The following is a 19864-nucleotide window of genomic DNA, read 5'->3' as shown; positions in this document are numbered from 1 at the left end:
ATGAACCGCGGCCCGCAGAAGGCCGCCGCCGATATTCCTTTCCACGTATGAAACTCGTCCTGGCTTCCAACAACGCCGGCAAACTGGCCGAACTGCAGCAGCTCTTCGCCGAACTCGACGTCACGCTCGTGCGGCAGTCGGAGCTCGGCGTGAGCGAGGCCGAGGAGCCGTTCCGCACCTTCGTCGAGAACGCGCTGACCAAGGCACGCCACGCCAGCGCCGCCACCGGCCTGCCCGCCATCGCCGACGACGCCGGCCTGTGCGTCGATGCCTTCGGCGGCCTGCCGGGCGTCGACACCGCCTACTACGCCACCCAGTTCGGCTATCCCAAGGGCGATGCCAACAACGTGAAGGCGCTGCTCGAGCAACTGGCCGGACAGGCCAACCGCCGCGCCGCGCTCGTCAGCACCCTGGTCGCGCTGCGCCGCCACGACGACCCCGAGCCGTTGATCGCCGTGGGCCGCGTCGCCGGCGAGATCGCACCGGCGCCGGTCGGCGACAACGGCTTCGGCTTCGATCCCGTGATGTTCCTGCCCGCCTTCGGCAAGACCTTCGCCCAGCTCACGCCCGAGGTGAAGAACGCCCACAGCCACCGCGGCCAGGCCGCGCGCGCCATGCTGGCGCTGATGCGCGAGCGATGGCTGTGAGCGCTCCCTCGTCCGTCGTTCCCATCCAGCCCGCCGCGCCGGTCGGCGCGCCGCATGCCAACGACGTGCTGCACTGGATGCGCCCCGGCCCGCTGCAGCTGACGGCGCTGCCGCCGCTCACGCTGTACATCCACCTGCCGTGGTGCCTGCGCAAGTGCCCGTATTGCGATTTCAATTCCCATGAGTGGCGCGCCACGAGCCCCACCGAGGCCGACGGCATGCCCGAGTCCGCCTACATCGACGCGCTCATTGCAGACCTCGATGCCGCGCTGCCGCTGATCTGGGGCCGTGGCGTGCAGGCCATCTTCATCGGTGGCGGCACCCCGAGCCTGTTCTCGCCCCAGGCCATCGACCGCCTGCTGGGCGACGTGCGCGCGCGCTTGAAGCTCACGCCCGACTGCGAGATCACGCTCGAGGCCAACCCCGGCACCTTCGAGCGCGACCGCTTCCGCGCCTACCGCGCGGCCGGCGTCACGCGGCTGTCGCTGGGCGTGCAGAGCTTCAACGACGAGCACCTGAAGGCGCTGGGCCGCGTGCACGACCGCGCCCAGGCGATCGCCGCCGCCGAGGAGGCCGCGGCCTCGTTCGACACCTTCAACCTCGACCTCATGTACGCGCTGCCGGGCCAGTCGCTCGAGCAGCTCGACGCCGACCTCACGCAGGCGCTCGCGCTCGCGCCGCCGCACCTGTCGGTCTATCACCTCACCATCGAGCCGAACACCTGGTTCGCCAAGTTCCCGCCGCAGCTGCCCGAGGACGACATCGCCTACGCCATGCTCGACCGCATCACCGAGCGCACCGGCGCCATCGGCATGTCGCGCTACGAGGTCTCGGCCTATGCGCGGCCCGGCCACACCTGCGCGCACAACCTCAACTACTGGCAGTTCGGCGACTACCTCGGCATCGGCGCCGGCGCCCACAGCAAACTCAGCTTCGCCCATCGCATCGTGCGCCAGGTGCGCTTTCGCGAGCCGCGCCTGTACATGGACAACGCCCGTGCCGGCACCGCCGTCGCGCAGAGCGACGAGGTCGCGCTGGCCGACCTGCCGTTCGAGTTCATGCTGAACGCCATGCGTCTGAAGGCCGGTTTCACGCTGATGCAGTTCGGCGAACGCACCGGCCTGGCCTTCACCGCGATCCAGCGCGGCCTGGAGGAGGCCGAGCGCAAGGGCCTCGTCGAACGCGACCTGAGCCGCGTGTGGCCCACCGAGCGCGGGCTCGATTTCCTCAGCGACCTGCAGACCCTGTTCCTGCCCGAGGACTGAGCACGGGGCGGGCTCGGCATAGAATTGCGGGCTTCGGAGAGTTGGGTGAGTGGTTTAAACCAGCAGTCTTGAAAACTGCCGACGGGCGACCGTCCGTGAGTTCGAATCTCACACTCTCCGCCAAGATCGATCCAAGCCAGTTCTTGAAAGTCCCGCGCAGCCCATGCAACGGGACTTTTTTCGTTGGGATGCAGGTAGGCGCGACCGTGTTGCTGGCTCGCAGCGTCAGGCGTAGCCACAGCCACTTGTAAGCCCGCCTTCTTACACGCGGACGTTCGCATCGCCGCGCGCCCGCGCAAGCTCGTCGAATCAGGCAAGAAAACGCGCGAAACGCGCAATCGATTCCTCGAGCACGTCCCAAGAATGGTGCTTCGCCACGCCCGCACCGGACGGGCGAACGAGCGCTGGCCGCCCAGCGTCCTCGCGCGACGAGCCCCCCACGGGACCCAACAACATCCCTTCTCCTACTGCGAACCCCGGTGGCTCGCGCTATCAGAGTGTTCCCACGCGCACCCGACCCTCGAACAACAGGAGTCCCCATGGAAAGCCCCACGACATCAATCACCCGCCGCGACGCGCTCATCGCGACCGCCGCCACCGCCGCGGCGGTCTCGTCCCACCTGCCCGCCGCGGCCGCGCCGGCCGCGGCATCACCACCGCCCACGAACATGCCTCCCACCAGACTCTCGCTGCAGGTCAACGGCCAATCGCATGCGCTCGAACTCGACACGCGCACGACCCTGCTCGACGCACTGCGCGAACACCTGCACCTGACCGGCACCAAGAAGGGCTGCGACCATGGGCAGTGCGGCGCCTGCACCGTGCTGCTCGACGGACGCCGCATCAATTCCTGCCTCACGCTCGCGGTCATGCACGAGGGCGCGCAGGTCACGACCATCGAAGGACTGGGCACGCCGCAGGCCATGCATCCGCTGCAGGCGGCCTTCGTCAAGCACGACGGCTACCAGTGCGGCTACTGCACGCCGGGCCAGATCTGTTCGGCGGTCGGCGCCATCGACGAAGTGCGCCGCGGGGTGCCCAGCCACGTGAGCGCCGATCTCATGGCGCGGCCGCTGCTGTCGGCCGACGAGTTGCGCGAGCGCATGAGCGGCAACATCTGTCGATGCGGCGCCTACTCGAACATCGTCGACGCCATCACCGAGGTGGCCGGGAGCCGCGCATGAAGCCCTTCACCTACGAACGCGCGCAAACGCCCGCGCAGGCCGCGGCGGCCGTGGCCGGCCATCCCGGCGCCAAGTTCATCGCGGGCGGCACCAACCTGCTCGACCTGATGAAGCTGCAGATCGAGGCGCCGGTGCACCTGGTCGATGTGAACACATTGAAGCTCGACCGCATCGAGCCGACCACCGACGGCGGCCTGCGCATCGGCGCGCTGGTGCGCAACACCGACCTGGCGTCCGACGAGCGCGTGCGCCGCGACTACGGCGTGCTGTCGCGCGCGCTGCTGGCCGGCGCCTCGGGCCAGTTGCGCAACAAGGCGACCACGGCCGGCAACCTGCTGCAGCGCACGCGCTGTCCCTACTTCTACGACACCGACCAGCCCTGCAACAAGCGCCGCCCCGGCAGCGGCTGCAGCGCCATCGGCGGCGTGACGCGGCAGCTCGCGGTGATCGGCGCCAGCCAGGCCTGCATCGCGACCCATCCGAGCGACATGGCGGTGGCGATGCGCGTGCTCGACGCGGCCGTCGAGACCGTGAAGCCCGATGGACGCACGCGCGTGATTCCCATCGCCGACTTCCACCGGCTGCCCGGCGACACGCCGCACATCGAGACCGCGCTCGAGCGCGACGAGCTGATCACCGGCGTGACCTTGCCGCGGCCCGTGGGCGGCACGCAGGTCTACCGCAAGGTGCGCGATCGCGCCTCCTATGCCTTCGCACTGGTGTCGGTGGCGGCCATCGTGCAGCGCGATGGCACCGGGCGCGTGGCGCTCGGCGGCGTGGCGCACAAGCCGTGGCGCATCGAGGCCGCCGAGGCCGCGATGCCGCAGGGCGCGCGCGCGGTGAGCGCACGGCTGCTGGCCGATGCGCGGCCGACCCACGAGAACGCATTCAAGTTGCCATTGGCCGAACGCGCGCTCGCGGCGGCCCTGGTGCAGGCGAGGAGCTGAACATCATGAAATTCGACACCCCCGCGACCACCAACCCGATCGACCAGCTCAAGGTCATCGGCCGGCCCACCGACCGCATTGACGGCCCGGTCAAGACCACCGGCAGCGCGCGCTATGCCTACGAACGCCATGCCGAAGTGCCGGGCGCCGCCTACGGCTACGTGATCGGCGCCGGCATCGCCAAGGGCCGCATCGCCTCGATGGACCTGCGCGCGGCGCAGGCCGCGCCGGGCGTGCTGGCTATCGTCACCGCGCGCAATGCCGGCAAGCTCGCCAAGGGCGACTTCAACACGGCCAAGCTGCTGGCAGGCCCCGAGATCGACCACTACCACCAGGCGGTGGCCGTGGTCGTGGCCCAGAGCTTCGAGCAGGCGCGCGCTGCGGCGCAACTGGTGCGCATCGAGTACACGCGCGCGGCCGGCCGCTTCGACCTCGCGGCCGAGATGGCGTCGGCGAAGCCGCCCAAGGCCAGTCCCATGTCGGGCGAGCCGGAGACCAGGGTCGGCGATTTCGCGGGCGCCTTCGCCGCGGCGCCGGTGCAGCTCGACGCGACCTACAGCACGCCCGACGAGTCGCACGCGATGATGGAGCCGCATGCCTCCATCGCGCAGTGGCAGGGCGACCGGCTCACGATCTGGACCGCCAACCAGATGATCGCCTGGGGCGTCGGCGACGTCGCCAAGACGCTGGGCATCCCGAAGGAGAACGTGCGCCTGGTCTCGCCCTTCATCGGCGGCGGCTTCGGCGGCAAGCTGTTCGTGCGCGCCGATGCACTGCTCGCCGCGCTGGGCGCGCGCGCGGCGCGCCGGCCCGTGAAGGTGGCGCTGACGCGGCCGCTGATGATCAACAACACCACGCACCGGCCCGCGACCGTGCAGCGCATCCGCATCGGCGCCGCGCGCGACGGCCGCATCACGGCCATCGCGCACGAGGGCTGGTCGGGCGACCTCGAGGGTGGCCAGCCCGAGACGGCGGTCAACCAGACGCGGCTGTTGTATGCCGGCGCGAACCGGTTCACGGCCACCCGGCTTGCGGTGCTGGACCTGCCCGAGGGCAACGCGATGCGCGCGCCCGGCGAGGCGCCGGGCCTGATGGCGCTCGAGGTCGCGATGGACGAGATGGCCGAGAAGCTGGCGCTCGATCCGATCGCGTTCCGCGTGCTCAACGACACCCAGGTCGATCCCGAGAAGCCCGAGCGCCCGTACTCGCAGCGCAGCCTCATCGAGTGCCTGCGCACCGGCGCCGAGCGCTTCGGCTGGAACCGGCGCAACGCGGCGCCGGGGCAGCAGCGCGACGGCCGCTGGCTCGTGGGCATGGGCGTGGCCGCGGCCTTCCGCAACAACCTGCTCACGAAGTCGGCCGCGCGCGTGCGGCTCGACAACCGCGGCATGGTCACGGTGGAGACCGACATGACCGACATCGGCACCGGCTCGTACACCATCATTGCGCAGACCGCCGCCGAGACCATGGGGCTGCCGCTCGACAAGGTGCAGGTGCGGCTCGGCGATTCGGCCTACCCGGCCTCGGCCGGCTCGGGCGGGCAGTGGGGCGCGAACAACTCGACCTCGGGCGTGTTCGCGGCCTGCATGAAGCTGCGCGAGGCGGTGGCGGGCAAGCTGGGCTTCGCGGTCGCCGATGCGAGATTTGCCGACGGCATGGTGCGCGCCGGCGAACGCACGGTGCCGCTGGCCGAGGCCGCGGGCGCCGAGGGCCTCTCGGCCGAGGACGGCATCGAGTACGGCGACCTCGACAAGAAGTACCAGCAGTCGACCTTCGGCGCGCATTTCGTCGAGGTCGGCGTCGATGCCGTCACCGGCGAGATCCGCGTGCGGCGCATGCTCGCGGTCTGCGCCGCGGGCCGCATCCTCAACCCCAAGGCCGCGCGCAGCCAGGTGATCGGCGCGATGACCATGGGCGTGGGCGGCGCGCTGATGGAGGAGCTGGCGGTCGACAAGCGGCATGGCTTCTTCGTCAACCACGACCTCGCGGGCTACGAGGTGCCGGTGCATGCCGACATCCCGCACCAGGACGTGGTGTTCCTCGACGAGACCGATCCGATCTCCTCGCCGATGAAAGCCAAGGGCGTGGGCGAGCTCGGCATGTGCGGCGTCGCGGCCGCGGTCGCCAACGCGGTCTACAACGCGACCGGCATCCGCGTGCGCAGCTATCCGATCACGCTCGACAAGCTGCTCGATCGGTTGCCGCCGGTGGCTTGAGGAACTTCAGCGCGGCTGCTGCTGCGTGGTGCAGTGGATGCCGCCGCCGCCCGCGGCGATCGCATCGATGTCGAGCTGCACCACCTCGCGCTTCGGGAACAGCTCGCGCAGCAGTGCGCGGGCGTTGCCGTCGGCGCGCGCATCGCCGAACTGCGGCGCGATGACGGCGCCGTTGCAGACGTAGAAGTTGATGTAGCCGGCCGCGAACTCCTCACTGTCGTACGCGTCGCGCACCGTGTCCGGTCCCGCGAGCACTTCCACGCGCAGCCGCTGGCCGCGCGCGTCGGTGGCCTGCCCCAGGATCTCGAGGTGGCGCCGGGTCACGGCGTGGTCGTAGGCATCGGGGTCGTTCTCCAGGCCCGCCACCACGATGCCCGGTGCCGCGAAGCGCGCATAGAAGTCGGTGTGGCCGTCGGTGATGTCGCGGCCCGCGATGCCGGGCAGCCAGATGATCTTGCGCAGGCCCAGCAGGCGCCGCAGCTCGGCCTCGCAGTCCTGCTTGCGCCAGCCGGGATTGCGGTTGGCGTTGAGCACGCAGCTCTCGGTGATCAGCACCGTGCCCGCGCCGTCGACCTCGATGCCGCCGCCCTCGAGCACCAGCTCCGTCGCCAGCGGCCGCGCCTTGGCGGCACCGCTCACATAGCCGGCCACCTCGGCATCGTCGGCATGGGCCTGCTTGCCGCCCCAGCCGTTGAAGTTGAAGTCGACGCCGCCCCATTCGCCCGCGCCATTGCGCACGAACACCGGCCCGGTGTCGCGCATCCAGAGGTCGTCCACCGGCTGCACCTCGAGCCGCACGCGGTTGCCGCACAGGCGCGCGGCGAGGTCGTGTTCGCGTTCGCGCACCAGCAGGTGCACGGGTTCGAACTCGGCGATGGTGCGCGCGATGTGGGCCAGGTGCTGGCGCACCGGCGTCAGCAGGCGCCGGCCCCAGATCGCCTCGCTCGGGCCGAAGGACATCCAGGTGGCGCGGTGCGGCGCGGCCTCGTCGGGCATCTGCCAGCTGTCGGGCGCGGCTGCGGGTGCGATGGCGATGCAGCCCAGCGGCGCGAGGCCGAGGGCGCTGGTCAGGCGGCGGCGGGTCATTGAGAAATGCATGTCGGTCTCCTGGCGAAAGCGTTCGGGGTCACGCCGGCTCCTGCTGCGTGGTGCAGTGGATGCCGCCGCCGCCCGCGGCGATGGCATCGATGTCGAGCTGCACGACCTGGTGGCTCGGCAGTTCCGCGGACAGCGCCGCGCGGGCCGCCCCATCGGCCGCCGCATCGCCGAACTCGGGCAGGAACAGGGCCTTGTCGGTCAGCAGGAAATTCACGTAGCCGGCCGCGAACTCCTTGCGTGCGTAGATGGGGCGCACCCGGCCCGGCGTGGCCAGCGTGACGATGCGCAGGGCGCGTCCGCGCGCATCGGTCGCCGTGCGCAGCAGTTCCAGGTGGCGCCGGGTCACGGCATGGTCGAAGGACTCGGGGTCGTTGTCCAGTGCCGCCACCACCACGCCCGGCTTGAGGAAGCGTGCATAGAAGTCGGTATGGCCATCGGTGATGTCGCGGTTGGCGATGCCGGGCAGCCAGATGATCTTCGTGAGTCCCAGCAGGCGCCGGAGCTCTTCCTCGGCCGCGGCCTTGGTCACGCCCGGGTTGCGGTTCTCGTTGAGCACGCAGCTCTCGGTGACGATGGCCGTGCCTTCGCCGTCGACCTCGATGCCGCCGCCTTCGAGCACCAGGCGGCTGCGCAGCAGCGGCACGCCCGCGAGCCCGGCCATGCGCGCCGCCACCGTGGCGTCGCGCGCATGCGGCTGCTTGCGGCCCCAGCCGTTGAAGTTGAAGTTCACGGCGGCCCGCTCGCCGCGGGCGTTGCGCACGAACACGCAACCGGTGTCGCGCATCCAGAGGTCATCGATCGGGTGTTCGATCAGCTGCACGTTGGAGCCGCAGAGCTGCCGCGCCGTGGCGGCATCCTCGGCGTTCACGAGCATCTTCACCGGCTCATGGACGCTGATCGCATTGGCGATGCGTGCCAGCGCGCGCTGCACCGGCTCGCGCAGCTCGGCGCTCCAGATCGATTCGCGCGCGGCGAACGCCATCCAGACTGCGCGATGGGCACCGCCCTCGTCGGGCATGCGCCAGGTGCTGGCGGGCGCGGGGGAAGGTGCGGGCGCGGGCGCGGGCGCGGGCGCCGGCGGCGGAAAGGGGAGCGCGGGGCCGCCGGCATTGCCGCCGCCCCCGCCGCAGGCGCTCAGCAGTCCATGGAAGAGGCCCAGGCCACCGAGGCCCAGGAGTGTTCGTCGAGTCGTTATGAGAATCAGGGTTTCTACGGAGTCCCGGATTCTGTAGACGCTCATTCATCCGCACAATTGATCTTTCTTGGTCATATCAATCGATATGGCTCATGAAATGACCGTCTTCACGCGCGAACCCCAGCAGGCTATCGAACACCTCGCGCACCAGCGGCAGCCGCGACGGGCCCTGGGTGCGCGAGATCCAGAGGCTGCCGAGCGGCAGGCTCGGCCAGGCCGCCAGGTGGCGCAAGCGGCCGTCGCGCGGCGCATCGTCGGCCGACAGCCGCGACACCAGCGCGATGCCGCGCCCACGCAGCGCGGCATCGAGCAGCAGGCGCGGGTCGTCGTAGATCGCGGCCTTGCGCAGCGGGCCGAAGTGCTCGCGGATGAAGGGGCCGATGCGGTCGCTCGTGAGGTCGGCCTCGAGGCTCAGCAGGCCGGGCGCGGCCTCCGAGTCGACGCCGGGCACGCAAACCGCCACCAGTTCGTCGCTCAGCAACGGCACCTCGAACACGTCCGGCTGCTGCAGCGGTTCGCGCGTGATCGCGATGTCCACGTCGAGCTCATCGATGAAGCGGGCGCTCTCGTCGACCGAGACGATCGGGCACAGATCGGGATGCGCCTGCAGCAGCCGGTCAATGCGCGGCTGCAGCCAGCCGTGCGCGACGGGCGCGGGGCAGACCAGCGTGACGAGGCGGTCGTCCATGTAGGTCTCGATGCGGTGCAGGCCGTGGCGGATCTGCTCGAGCGACTTGCCCACGCTGTCGAGCAACAGGCCGCCGGCGACGGTCAGCTCCACGCCGCGGCCCTTGCGCCGGAACAGCGGCTGGCCGACCTGCTGCTCGAGCTGCGCGATCTGGTGGCTGATGGCCGATTGCGAGACGTGAAGCTCCTCGGCCGCGCGCGAGTAGTTGCCCAGGCGCGCGGCCGCTTCGAAGCCGATCAGGAATTTGAAGGAGGGCAGTCTGGCGTTGGACATGGGAACCCGGTCGATGGATCGGCGCACAAGATAGCGCCTTTCATCGACGGGGTTCAACGTGCGGTGGCGGCGTCCTCTTCGCAGCCGGCGCCATACAGCTGCGCCAGCACCTCCACCGGATGGCGCAGGCGTCGCGCCTGCAGCCGCTCGACCTGGCTGCGGCACGAGTAACCCGTGGCGAGGAATTCCGCCGGCGCGGGCTCGGCCGTCAGCAGCGGCGCCCACGACTGCGAAAAGATCTGCTGCGAGGTCTGCAGGTTGCGCTGCTCGTGGCCGTAGGTGCCCGACATGCCGCAGCAGCCGCTGGCCTGTGCCTCGAGCCGCAGGCCGGCGCGCGCGAACACCCGGGGCCACAGCGCGGCGGCCGCGGGCGCGTTGGTCTTCTCGGTGCAATGCGCAAGCAGGCGGAAGTCGCCCGGCACAGCACGCGGCGGCGCTTCGGCGGGCAGCGCGTCGAGCAGCCACTCCTGCGGCAGCAGCACCGAAGGCAGGCGCGCCATCCGCGGCAGCTTGGCGTACTCCTGCCGGTAGACCAACGTCATCGCGGGATCGAGGCCGACCAGCGGCACACCGCCTTGGGCCAGTGCATCGAGCATGTCGGCGTTGCGGCGCGCCGCGCGGTCGAAGGCGCGCAGAAAGCCCTGCACCTGCAGCGGCTTGCCGTTGGGCCTGAAGGGCGCGAGCCACACGGTGTAGCCCAGCCGCGCGGCCAGCGCGATGAAAGCCGCGAGCACCGGCGTCTCGAAGTAGCGCGTGAAGGCGTCCTGCACCAGCACCACCGAGCGCGCGCGCTCGTCGGCACTCAGCCGCGCCAGCGCCGAGGGCGTGGCGTGGCGCACGTTCCAGCGCCGCAGGGTGGCGCCGAAATCGAAGCGGCTCAAGAGCGGCGCATCGACCATGCCGGCATGCCGCGCGAGCAGGCCGCGCACCGCGGGCAGGTCCATCAGGCGGTTGTAGAGCGCGGGCACGAGCGCAAGGCCGGGCATGCTGTATTCGAGCGAGCCGATGAAGTAGTCCTTGAGCGGGCGCAGGTAGCGCGCGTGGTACAGCTCGAGAAAGCGCGCACGGAACTCCGGCACGTTGACCTTCACCGGGCATTGCCCCGCGCAGGACTTGCAGGCCAGGCAGCCGGCCATCGCCTCGTAGACCTCGTGCGAGAAGTCGTCTGCGTTCGAACGCCGCCGGCCGTTGCGCCAGCGCGCGGGCAGCCCGGCCAGGAACGAGGGCTGCCGCGCCGCGGCCTGCAGCACGTCGACGCCGGCCTCGCCCTGCAGCCGCAGCCATTCGCGCAGCAGCGAAGCGCGCCCCTTGGGCGAATGGCGGCGCTCGCGCGTGGCCTTCCACGAGGGGCACATCGCGTCGTCGGGGTCGAAGTCGTAGCAGGCGCCGTTGCCGTTGCAATGCAGGCCGCTGGCATAGCTTTGCCACACGCGTTCGTCGATGCGGCGGTCGGCGTCGGCGCGCATCGGCACCTCGTCGATGCGCAGCAGCGCCGCGTCGATGCCCGCGGGCGTCGCGATCTTGCCGGGGTTGAGCTGGTTGCGCGGATCGAAGGCGGCCTTGAGTTCCTGCAGCGACGCATACAGCGGGCCGAAGAAGGCCGGTGCGTACTCGGAGCGCACGCCCTTGCCATGCTCGCCCCAGAGCAGGCCGCCGTACTTCTGCGTGAGCCGCGCCACCGCGTCGGAGAGCGGGCGGATCAGCGCGGCCTGGGCCGGGTCCTTGAGGTCCAGCGCGGGCCGCACGTGCAGCACGCCGGCATCCACATGGCCGAACATGCCGTACGAGAGACCATGGCCGTCGAGCAGCGCGCGGAACTCGGCGATGTAGTCGGCGAGCCGCTCGGGCGGTACGGCGGTGTCTTCCACGAAGGGCTGCGGCCGCGCCTCGCCCTGCACATTGCCCAGCAGGCCCACCGCGCGCTTGCGCATCGCATAGACCCGGGTCACGGCGGCATGGCCGGCCGCGATGGTGTGGCCCAGGCGCGCCGCGCCGGCATCGCGCGCGAGGTGCGCGACGAAGGCCGCGACGCGGGTCTCGAGTGCCTCCTGCGAATCGCCGCTGAACTCGACCATGTTGATGCCGCGCGTGGGCGCGCTGTCTTCGCTCGAGGGAAAGTATTCGGCCACGCCCTGCCACACGATGTCCTCCATCGCGAGCATCAGCACGCGCGAGTCCACGGTCTCGATCGACAGCGGTGCATGCGCCATCAGCGCCTGGGCATCGCGCAGCGCATCCATGAAGCTCGCATAGCGCACGTTGACCAGCACCGTGTGGCGCGGAATCGGCAGCAGGTTGAGCTCGGCCTCGACGATGAAGCCCAGCGAGCCTTCGGCGCCGCAGAGCACGCTGTTGAGGTTGAAGCGCCCGTCGCGCTCGCGCAGGTGCGCGAGGTCGTAGCCGGTGAGGCAGCGGTTGAGCTTGGGAAAGCGTTGCTCGATCAGCGCGGCATCGCGCTCGGCGATCCGGTGCGCACAGCGCCAGGCATCGCCCACGCGGCCCGGGCGCGCCAGATGGGCCTGGAGTTCATCGGGTCCGGCGGGGCGGCTTTCGAAGCGTTCGCCGCCCGGCAGCACGACCTCGAGCGCGAGCACGTGGTCGCGCGTCTTGCCGTAGGCGCAGCTGCCCTGGCCGCTCGCGTCGGTGCCGACCATGCCGCCGATGGTGGCGCGGTTCGAGGTCGACAGCTCGGGCGCGAAGAACAGGCCGTGCGGCGCGAGCGCCGCGTTGAGCTGGTCCTTGACCACGCCGGCCTGCACGCGCGCCACGCGCCGCACCGGATCGATCCAGACGATGCCGTCGAGGTGCCGCGAGAGGTCGACCGCGACGCCGTCGGTCAGCGACTGCCCGTTGGTGCCGGTGCCGCCGCCGCGCGGCGCGAGCACCACGCGCCGGTGCTCGTCGCGGTCCATCAGCGTCGCGAGTCGCACCACGTCCTCGGCATGCTTCGGGAACACCACGGCCTGCGGCAGCCGCTGATAGATCGAGTTGTCGGTCGCGAGCACCGTGCGGTCGGCGTGGCGCTGGCTGATCTCGCCCTCGAAGCCTTCGGCCGCCAGCGCCGCGAGAAAACGCCGGTAGTGCTGCGCCAGCGTGACCGGGGGGGGAACGTTGGCGATCATGGCCGGCCGTGCAGTGCCGCTCAGTCCGCCTTGAGGCGGCCTTGCTTCACCAGCCGCGTCGCCAGCACGGCGTCTTCCTGCACCAATCGCTGCAGATAGGCCGCGCTCTCGGCGAAGGGCTCGCTGCCCAGTTCGCGGATTGGCTTCGAGAACTCGGTCTCGGCCACCGACTTCGCGATCCAGCCCTGCAGGCTCGCGACGGTCTGCGGCGCGATGCCCCTGGGCGCGAACACGCCGACGAAGGTGGTGGCGTCGAAACTCGGAATGCCCTGCTGCGCGAGGTTCGGCACGCCGGCCAGCATGCCGCCGACCTGCGGGCCGAGCACCAGCACCGCGCGCAGGCCGCCGCTCTTGATGTGCGGCGCCGAGCTCGTGATCTGGTCGATCACGGCGTCGATCTGGCCGCCGAGCAGGTCGACCACGGCCGGACCCGAACCCTTGTAGGGCACGGCATTGACGCGTGCCTTCGCGGCATCCTCGAGCTGCAGCAGCGCCAGGTGGTTCGGCGAACCCGGGCCCGCATGGCCGATGGTCACGTTCTCGCTCCGGGCCTGTATCGCCTGCAGGAAGTCGCCCGCGGTCTTGAAGCGCGCATCGTTGGCGCGCACCACCACCACCACGGGCGTGCGGCTCAGCACGGCCACGGGCACGAAGTTGTCGGCGCGGTAGGGCACCTTGATCATCTCGGGCAGGGTGCCGAGCTGGCCCGGCGTGGCCACCAGCAGCGAATGGCCGTCGTTCTCGGCGCGCGCGGCCCAGCTCGTGCCCACGGCGCCGCCGCCGCCGGCGCGGTTGTCGACGATCACCGACTGCCCCGCATGCCGCGTCAGCGGCACGCCCAGGGTACGGGCCGTGATGTCCACGTTGCCGCCCGGCGCGAAGGGCACGATCAGCGTGAGGGGCTTGGTCGGAAAGGCGCGGCCCTGCGCCCTGCCGGGCAATGCCGCCGCCGATGCGGCGAGCGCGACGCCGCCCTGGATGAAGGTTCTGCGGTTGAACTTGTTGTCGGTCATTCGAACGTCTCCCTGTGATGAATCAATGGTTCCAGTAAAGCTGCGTGGGGTTGCGAACCAGCACCTGCCGCAGGTCCCCGTCGGGCAGCCAGCCGCGCAGCGCTCCGGCCAGTTCGCTGCTGGCGGTGGAGCGCGCGTCGATGCCGGGATGCGGCCAGTCCGATCCCCAGAGGATGCGTTCGGGGTTGGCGCGTGCCAGCGCATGGGCCAGCGGCATGACCGCGGGATCGGTGGCGCAGGCCGATGCGCTGAGCCGGTAGGCGCCCGAGAACTTGACCCAGGCGCGCCCTTCCGCGAGCAGCGCGCGCAGGTTCGCGAGCCCTCGGCCCTGCGGTGTCGCGCCGGGCGCCGGATGGCCGAAGTGGTCGACCACCACCTGCAACCCGGTGGCGGCAACGCGCGGCACCAGATCGGGATCGTGCTCGACGTCGACCAGCAGCTGCAGGTGCCAGCCGAAGGCCGCGATGCGGTCGGCAATGGCGCGCAGGCTGGCGGCGGACACGCCGCCCGAGAACAGCGCGTTGCAGCGCGCGCCGCGCACGCCCAGCGCATGCAGTTCCTCGATCTCGCGCTCGCTCGTGTCCTCGAAGATCACGGCCACGCCGCGCATGCTGCCGGGCGCCGCCTCGCGCAGCGTGCGCTTGAGCAGCGAATGGTCGCGGCCGTAGACGCTGGGCTGCACCAGCACGCAGCGCTCGACGCCCAGCGGGCCGAAGGCGGCCCGGTAGTCGGCCATCGAGGCCGGGGCCGGCGTGTACGAGCGCTCGTCGATCAGCGGGAATTCGCGCGCGTCGCCGAAGACGTGGAAGTGGGTGTCGCAGGAACCTTCGGGGAATATCCGGGCGCTGTCGGGAATGGCGGGGGTCGGAGGAAGCCGGTCGTGCATGGAAAGCGATGCCATGGAGAAGAAGATCGATGCCATGGAGAGGAGGCTGGAGATGCGGGCTATTGTTCTGAGAGCCCCCCGCGTGCGGCAAGATCATCTTTGTCATCTTCATCGTGAACCGGATTCATCCCATGAACGCCGCCGGCGGCTCGCCCCTGAACCTGCGCAGCATCGACCTCAATCTGCTGGTCATCTTCGAAGCCCTGTTCGAGGAGCGCAGCGTGGTCAAGGCCGCGACCCGCCTGGGCCTGACCGCCTCGGCGGTGAGCCATGCGCTGCGCCGCCTGCGCACGCAGTTCAAGGACCCGCTCCTGACGCGCACGCCGCAGGGCATGGCGCCCACGCCCGAGGCCGTGCGGCTGGCCACGAGCTTTCGCAAGGCCTTCAGCGAGATCGAGAGCGCGATCGAGGTGCGCGGCGGCTTCGATCCCGCGACCGCGCGCCGCACCTTCCACCTGCGGCTGTCCGACTACGTCGACGTGCTGCTGCTGCCGCGGCTGTGCATCCACCTGAGCTCGGTGGCGCCCGGCGTCAGCCTGTCGGTGCAGTCCTTCGACATGTACCAGCCCTCGGACCGCGTGGAGTACGAGGGCGTGGAGATCCGGCTGTCGGTGTCGCGCGGCCGCTCGGTGCTGTCGGCCTCGCGGCGCATCCTCGACGACCAGTGGATGGTGCTGATGCGCAAGGGCCATCCTGCGGCCTCGGAGCCGATGACGCTCGACAGGTACCTCTCGCTGGGCCATCTCAAGGTCTCGGGCGTGGGCAGCAGCATCCTCGACGAGATCCTGGCCGAGCGCGGGCTCGCGCGCCGCGTGATGATCCAGGTGCCGACCTGGCTCGGCATGGTGCCCGTGATCGAATCGACCGACCTGATCGCGGCCATGCCCGCGCACTGGATGGACAGCGTGCTCTCGGGCTCGGACTGCGTGGCGGTGCCGATGCCGCTGCCCGAGCTGGGCCTGTCGATCGACGCGGTCTGGCATCCGCGCAACGAGCACGACGCGGGCCACCGCTGGTTCCGCGAGCTGATCCACCAGATCTTCGAGGAGGCCTACGACAAGTCGCGCGTGCTGCGCTGAACGCCACCGCGACCATCGATGACGAAAGCTCACGAGAGGCCCAGGACTCATCGCTTGTGCCCCCGCGTGCCGCGCCGGAAACTGAACGCCATTCATCCAGTTCACCCGGCCCACCCACGGAGCACGCAAGCAATGCAGCAGTACAGACTCTTCATCGGCAACGAATGGCAGGCGAGCGCCTCGGACCAGTGGTTCGATTCGCTCGACCCGTTCACGGGCGAGCCCTGGGCCCGCATTCCGCAGGGCAATGCCGAGGACGTCGATCGCGCGGTGAAGGCGGCCGAGGCCGCGATGCAGGGCCCGTGGGGCCAGATGTCGGCCACGCAGCGCGGCATGCTGCTGCATCGCCTGGGCGCGCTGATCGAGGCCAACCTCGACACCCTCACCGAGGCCGAGGCGCGCGACAACGGCAAGCTGCGCAGCGAGGTGCGCGGACAGGTGTCGTACATGGCGAAGTACTTCTATTACTACGGCGGCCTGGCCGACAAGATCCAGGGCGCGGTGATCCCGATCGACAAGCCCAAGGTCTTCAACTACACGCGCCTCGAGCCGATCGGCGTGGTCGGCACCATCACGCCGTGGAACTCCTCGCTGCTGCTGACGGCCTGGAAGGTGGCGCCGGCGCTCGCGGCCGGCAACGCCATCGTCGCCAAGCCCTCGGAGCACACCTCGGTGTCGCTGCTCGAGCTGGCGCGGCTGTTCGTCGAGGCGGGCTTTCCGCCCGGCGTGTTCAACGTGGTCACGGGCTTCGGCAAGGAGGTGGGCGAGCCGCTGGTCGAGCATCCGGGCGTGGCCTGCATCGCCTTCACCGGCGGCGACGAGGGCGGGCGCCGCGTGAGCGTGGCGGCGGCCAAGCACTTCAAGCGCGTGACGCTCGAGCTCGGCGGCAAGTCGCCCAACATCGTGTTCGACGATGCCGACCTCGCGCGCGCCGCCAACGGCGTGATCACCGGCATCTTCTCGGCCGGCGGCCAGACCTGCATGGCGGGCTCGCGGCTGCTGCTGCAGGAGAGCATCCACGACGAGTTCGTCGAGCGGCTGGTCGCGATCGCCTCCAAGGCCAAGCTCGGCGACCCTTCGCTGCCCGACGTGCAGGTGGGGCCGGTGGCCACGCGGCCGCAGTTCGACAAGGTGGTGAGCTACATCGACATCGCCAAGGCCGAGGGCGCGCACTGCGCTTTCGGCGGCAAGGTGCGCAGCGGCCCGGGCTACGGCGCGGGCCAGTTCGTCGAGCCGACCATCTTCACGGGCGTGGACAACGGCATGCGCATCGCGCAGGAGGAAGTGTTCGGGCCGGTGCTGTCGGTGCTCAAGTTCAAGGACGAGGCCGACGCGGTGCGCATCGGCAACGACATCCGCTTCGGCCTCGCGGCCGGCGTGTGGACGCGCAGCCTGCACCGCGCGATGCACATGTCGGAGCGGCTCAAGGCCGGCACCGTGTGGATCAACAACTACCGCTCGACCAGCTTCACCACGCCCTTCGGCGGCTTCAAGGACAGCGGCCAGGGCCGCGAGGGCGGCGTGGAGGCGGTGAAGGAATTCCTCGAGACCAAGAGCGTGTGGATCTCGACCGAGCTCGACATGCCGGACCCGTTCATCCGCAAGTACTGAGCGGGTTCGCTCCAGGCATGCCGGCGCCAGAAGAAAGAAAGTAGAGACATGAACGAAGCATCCCTGCCCATCGACCGCTGCGACGTGCTCGTCGTCGGCTGCGGCATCTCGGGCCTGAGCGCGGCGGTGGCCGCGGCCGCCGCGGGCGCGACCGTGACGGTGCTGGAACGCGCCACGCCCGAGGAGTTCGGCGGCAACACGCGCTGGACCGAGTCCTACTTCCGCATGAAGAGCGAGACCGAGGTCAGCGACGACTTCGAGGAACTGCTGGTGGCCAACGCCGGCCACCACATCGACCCCGAGATCGTGCAGCACGCGGCCGCGCCCTACGAGGACTGGCCGCCGCACGTCAAGGCGCACGGCATGCCCGACCCCGAGCTGGTCGCCACGCTGGCCGGCGAGGCCGGCGCCACGGTGCGGTGGCTCCAGGGCTTCGGCGTGCGCTTCGCGGCGCTGCCGACCTACTTCGTGACCGCGGCTGATGCCGGTGGGCGGGGGCCTCGCGCTGATCGAGGCGCTGCGCGACGAAGCGCTGCGCCTGGGCGTGTCGATCCGCTACCGCAGCACCGCGCAGCAACTGCGGCGTGCCGATGCGCGCGGCGAGCTGGCGGTCGACACCGTCGGGCCCGACGGCAGCGTGCGGCGCATCGTGGCGCGCGGCGTGGTGCTGGGCACGGGCGGCTTCGAGGGCAACCCCGAGATGCTCACGCGCTACATCGGCCCGCAGGCGCGCTACCTGCGGCCGGTGGCGCGCGGCGGCTACTACAACCGCGGCGAGGGCATTCGCATGGCGCTCGATGCCGGCGGCGCGCCGGCCGGCGACTTCGGCTCCTACCATGCCGAGCCGATGGACCCGCGCTCGGCCCAGGTCGAGCCGCTGGTGATGAGCTTCTCGTACGGCCTGCTGGTCAACAAGGAGGGCCGGCGCTTCGTCGACGAGGCGCCCGGGCCGGTCGACGTGCATTACGACCCGATCGCGCGCGCCATCAAGGACCAGCCCGACGGCATCGCCTTCATGGTCTACGACCAGCGCATCCACGAGGTGCCGAACTGGAAGAAGGGCATCCGCACCGACCAGCCGCCGATCGAGGCCGGGTCGCTGGAAGCGCTCGCGCGCGCCTGCGGCATCGACCCGGCCGGCCTGCTGGCCACGGTGGCGGCCTTCAACGCGGCCTGCGCGGGCGATGCCGACGCGCGCTTCTCGCCGCTCGCGGTGGACGGCGTGGCCACCGCGGGCATCGCGCCGCCCAAGTCGAACTGGGCGCTGCCGCTGGCGCGCGGCCCCTTCTGCGCCTACCCGGTGATGTCGGGCATCTGCTTCACCTTCGGCGGCGTGAAGACCAACCGCGATGCGCAGGTGGTCGACAACGACGGCCGCACCATCCCCGGCCTCTACGCGGCCGGCGAGGCCGCTGGCCTCTACCACCAGGTCTACACGGGCGCGACCTCGGTGCTGCGCGGCGCCGTGTTCGGCCGCATCGCGGGCGCGCATGCCGCGCGCCACGCGGCGCCGCGCTAGCGCGCCGGCGCGGCCCCCGCTTTCTTTTCGGCTGCTTCCCCGCCACCGCCCGCGCGGTGCGGCGCGGCACGTCCACACACACCACCAAGGAGACAGACATGCCCTTCATCACGACGCGCCGCCTCGCGGCCCTGGCCATCGCCTGCGCGGCGCTCGGCGGCTTCGCGGCCCGCGCCGACTGGGCACCGCCCGGGCCGATACGCCTGGTCGTTCCCTATGCGCCCGGCGGCGGCACCGACGTGCTCGCGCGGCTGGTCGCCACGCAGATCGGCAGCACGCTGGGCCAGCCGCTGATCGTCGAGAACCGGCCCGGGGTCAACGGCATCCTGGGCGCCAACTACGTCTATGCCGCGCCGGCCAACGGCACCACGCTGCTGTTCGCGGCGGCCGACTTCATCTCGGTCTCGCCGCACATCTACAAGAAGGCCGTGCGCTACGACCCCGATGGCTTCCAGCCCGTGGCACTGGTCGCGAAGATGGGCTTCGTGATGGCCGCGCGGCCCGCGAGCGAGACCAGGGACGTGGCCGACTTCGTGGCCCGCGCGCGCGCCAGGGAGGTCACCTATGCGCATTGGGGCCCGGGCAGCATGGCGCAGATGGGCATGGAGCTGCTGCGCTCGCGCGCCGAGGGCACGAAGGCGCTGCCCGTGCCCTATGCGGGCGCCGCGCCCGTGATGTCGGCCGTGATGGCCGGCGACGTCGAGTACGGCTTCGTGCCCACGCCGCTGGCGGTCGCGAGCCGCAGCAAGCTCAAGCTGTTCGCGCTCGGCTCGCCCGAGCGCTTCGCGGGCCTGCCCGACGTGCCGACGCTCAAGGAGCTCGGCTACGCGGTCGATGCCGACACCTGGTTCGGCATCCTCGCGCCGCCCGGCACGCCCGCTGCCGTGGTCGAGGCGCTGCAGGCGCAGGTCGAGAAGGTGGTGCGCGATCCGGCGGCACGCGCGCGCATGACCGACATCGGCTACACGCCCTCGAACATCGCGCCGCGCGACTTCGGCGCCTTCGTGAAGAGCGAGAACGCGCGCTGGGGCACGGTGGTGCGCGCCGCGCGCATCCAGGTGGAGGAATAGGTGCCGCCGCGGCTGGTCCTGGTCAAGAATGGGGCCTCGATCCAAGGGCCG

Annotated in this window: 14 protein-coding genes, 1 tRNA gene and 1 pseudogene; 10 read left to right on the top strand and 6 right to left on the bottom strand. The window is 70.8% G+C overall.

Going from position 1 to position 19864, the window contains the following annotated elements; genetic code table 11:
• Positions 1 to 47: 47 nt before the first annotated feature.
• The 6 genes from rdgB (at position 48) to INQ48_26305 (ending at position 6259) form a co-directional block, all read left to right on the top strand.
• The gene (gene rdgB / locus INQ48_26330; protein ID QRF56806.1) at positions 48 to 647 is read left to right on the top strand and encodes an RdgB/HAM1 family non-canonical purine NTP pyrophosphatase; all 600 of its coding nucleotides are present in this window, start codon (positions 48 to 50) and stop codon (positions 645 to 647) included.
• Entirely contained in the window at positions 638 to 1912 is a 1275-nt protein-coding gene (locus tag INQ48_26325; protein QRF56805.1) for an oxygen-independent coproporphyrinogen III oxidase-like protein, read from the top strand. The genes rdgB and INQ48_26325 overlap by 10 nt, the downstream gene beginning before the upstream one ends.
• Before the next feature lie 35 nt (positions 1913 to 1947).
• Positions 1948 to 2035 (top strand) — tRNA-Ser (locus tag INQ48_26320).
• 416 nt (positions 2036 to 2451) lie between these two features.
• The gene (gene paoA / locus INQ48_26315; protein QRF56804.1) at positions 2452 to 3096 is read left to right on the top strand and encodes an aldehyde dehydrogenase iron-sulfur subunit; all 645 of its coding nucleotides are present in this window, start codon (positions 2452 to 2454) and stop codon (positions 3094 to 3096) included.
• A complete protein-coding gene (locus tag INQ48_26310; GenBank protein QRF56803.1) occupies positions 3093 to 4043 on the top strand; it encodes a xanthine dehydrogenase family protein subunit M in 951 nt (316 codons plus the stop codon). Before paoA ends, INQ48_26310 begins: the two co-directional genes overlap by 4 nt.
• Positions 4044 to 4048: 5 nt before the next feature.
• Positions 4049 to 6259, top strand: a complete 2211-nt coding sequence (locus INQ48_26305) for a xanthine dehydrogenase family protein molybdopterin-binding subunit (GenBank protein ID QRF56802.1) — start codon at positions 4049 to 4051, stop codon at positions 6257 to 6259.
• A gap of 6 nt (positions 6260 to 6265) precedes the next feature.
• Here the strand turns inward: INQ48_26305 and INQ48_26300 are convergent, their stop codons facing one another.
• The 6 genes from INQ48_26300 to INQ48_26275 all read right to left on the bottom strand — a co-directional run bounded on the left by INQ48_26300 (position 6266) and on the right by INQ48_26275 (position 14534).
• A complete protein-coding gene (locus INQ48_26300) occupies positions 6266 to 7357 on the bottom strand; it encodes an agmatine deiminase family protein (protein QRF56801.1) in 1092 nt (363 codons plus the stop codon).
• Between the two features lie 28 nt (positions 7358 to 7385).
• Entirely contained in the window at positions 7386 to 8375 is a 990-nt protein-coding gene (locus INQ48_26295) for an agmatine deiminase family protein (protein QRF60907.1), read from the bottom strand.
• Positions 8376 to 8628: 253 nt separating this feature from the next.
• Complete coding sequence (locus tag INQ48_26290; protein QRF56800.1) at positions 8629 to 9513, bottom strand: LysR family transcriptional regulator; 885 nt, start codon at positions 9511 to 9513, stop codon at positions 8629 to 8631.
• A gap of 53 nt (positions 9514 to 9566) precedes the next feature.
• A complete protein-coding gene (locus tag INQ48_26285; protein QRF56799.1) occupies positions 9567 to 12635 on the bottom strand; it encodes an FAD-binding oxidoreductase in 3069 nt (1022 codons plus the stop codon).
• Between the two features lie 20 nt (positions 12636 to 12655).
• Positions 12656 to 13648 (bottom strand): tripartite tricarboxylate transporter substrate binding protein, encoded by a 993-nt coding sequence (locus INQ48_26280; protein QRF56798.1) that lies wholly within the window; start codon positions 13646 to 13648, stop codon positions 12656 to 12658.
• Between the two features lie 22 nt (positions 13649 to 13670).
• On the bottom strand, positions 13671 to 14534 hold the full coding sequence (locus INQ48_26275; protein QRF60906.1) for an amidohydrolase family protein: 864 nt from the start codon (positions 14532 to 14534) through the stop codon (positions 13671 to 13673).
• A gap of 131 nt (positions 14535 to 14665) precedes the next feature.
• On the opposite strand from INQ48_26275, the gene INQ48_26270 reads away from it, so the two are divergent.
• The 4 genes and pseudogenes from INQ48_26270 to INQ48_26255 all read left to right on the top strand — a co-directional run bounded on the left by INQ48_26270 (position 14666) and on the right by INQ48_26255 (position 19813).
• A complete protein-coding gene (locus tag INQ48_26270) occupies positions 14666 to 15613 on the top strand; it encodes a LysR family transcriptional regulator (GenBank protein ID QRF56797.1) in 948 nt (315 codons plus the stop codon).
• A gap of 132 nt (positions 15614 to 15745) precedes the next feature.
• A complete protein-coding gene (locus tag INQ48_26265; protein ID QRF56796.1) occupies positions 15746 to 17224 on the top strand; it encodes an aldehyde dehydrogenase in 1479 nt (492 codons plus the stop codon).
• Positions 17225 to 17272: 48 nt separating this feature from the next.
• Positions 17273 to 18743: pseudogene (locus INQ48_26260) on the top strand (FAD-dependent oxidoreductase).
• A gap of 98 nt (positions 18744 to 18841) precedes the next feature.
• Positions 18842 to 19813 (top strand): tripartite tricarboxylate transporter substrate binding protein, encoded by a 972-nt coding sequence (locus INQ48_26255; protein ID QRF56795.1) that lies wholly within the window; start codon positions 18842 to 18844, stop codon positions 19811 to 19813.
• Positions 19814 to 19864 lie beyond the last annotated feature (51 nt).

The organism is Variovorax paradoxus (assembly GCA_016806145.1).
In the GTDB taxonomy this organism is placed as follows: Bacteria; Pseudomonadota; Gammaproteobacteria; order Burkholderiales; family Burkholderiaceae_C; genus Variovorax.
Note: the sequence above shows the minus strand (reverse complement) of the source record. Positions and strands in the feature narration are given on the sequence as shown.

What these genes read in the sequence shown, in the direction of transcription:
- INQ48_26280 (QRF56798.1), bottom strand. Translation starts at nt 13,648, where the DNA reads ATGACCGACAACAAGTTCAACCGCAGAACCTTCATCCAGGGCGGCGTC.
- INQ48_26300 (QRF56801.1), bottom strand. Translation starts at nt 7,357, where the DNA reads ATGCATTTCTCAATGACCCGCCGCCGCCTGACCAGCGCCCTCGGCCTC.
- INQ48_26285 (QRF56799.1), bottom strand. Translation starts at nt 12,635, where the DNA reads ATGATCGCCAACGTTCCCCCCCCGGTCACGCTGGCGCAGCACTACCGG.
- INQ48_26290 (QRF56800.1), bottom strand. Translation starts at nt 9,513, where the DNA reads ATGTCCAACGCCAGACTGCCCTCCTTCAAATTCCTGATCGGCTTCGAA.
- paoA (QRF56804.1), top strand. Translation starts at nt 2,452, where the DNA reads ATGGAAAGCCCCACGACATCAATCACCCGCCGCGACGCGCTCATCGCG.
- INQ48_26310 (QRF56803.1), top strand. Translation starts at nt 3,093, where the DNA reads ATGAAGCCCTTCACCTACGAACGCGCGCAAACGCCCGCGCAGGCCGCG.
- INQ48_26305 (QRF56802.1), top strand. Translation starts at nt 4,049, where the DNA reads ATGAAATTCGACACCCCCGCGACCACCAACCCGATCGACCAGCTCAAG.
- INQ48_26275 (QRF60906.1), bottom strand. Translation starts at nt 14,534, where the DNA reads ATGCACGACCGGCTTCCTCCGACCCCCGCCATTCCCGACAGCGCCCGG.
- INQ48_26265 (QRF56796.1), top strand. Translation starts at nt 15,746, where the DNA reads ATGCAGCAGTACAGACTCTTCATCGGCAACGAATGGCAGGCGAGCGCC.
- INQ48_26325 (QRF56805.1), top strand. Translation starts at nt 638, where the DNA reads ATGGCTGTGAGCGCTCCCTCGTCCGTCGTTCCCATCCAGCCCGCCGCG.
- INQ48_26255 (QRF56795.1), top strand. Translation starts at nt 18,842, where the DNA reads ATGCCCTTCATCACGACGCGCCGCCTCGCGGCCCTGGCCATCGCCTGC.
- rdgB (QRF56806.1), top strand. Translation starts at nt 48, where the DNA reads ATGAAACTCGTCCTGGCTTCCAACAACGCCGGCAAACTGGCCGAACTG.
- INQ48_26295 (QRF60907.1), bottom strand. Translation starts at nt 8,375, where the DNA reads ATGCCCGACGAGGGCGGTGCCCATCGCGCAGTCTGGATGGCGTTCGCC.
- INQ48_26270 (QRF56797.1), top strand. Translation starts at nt 14,666, where the DNA reads ATGAACGCCGCCGGCGGCTCGCCCCTGAACCTGCGCAGCATCGACCTC.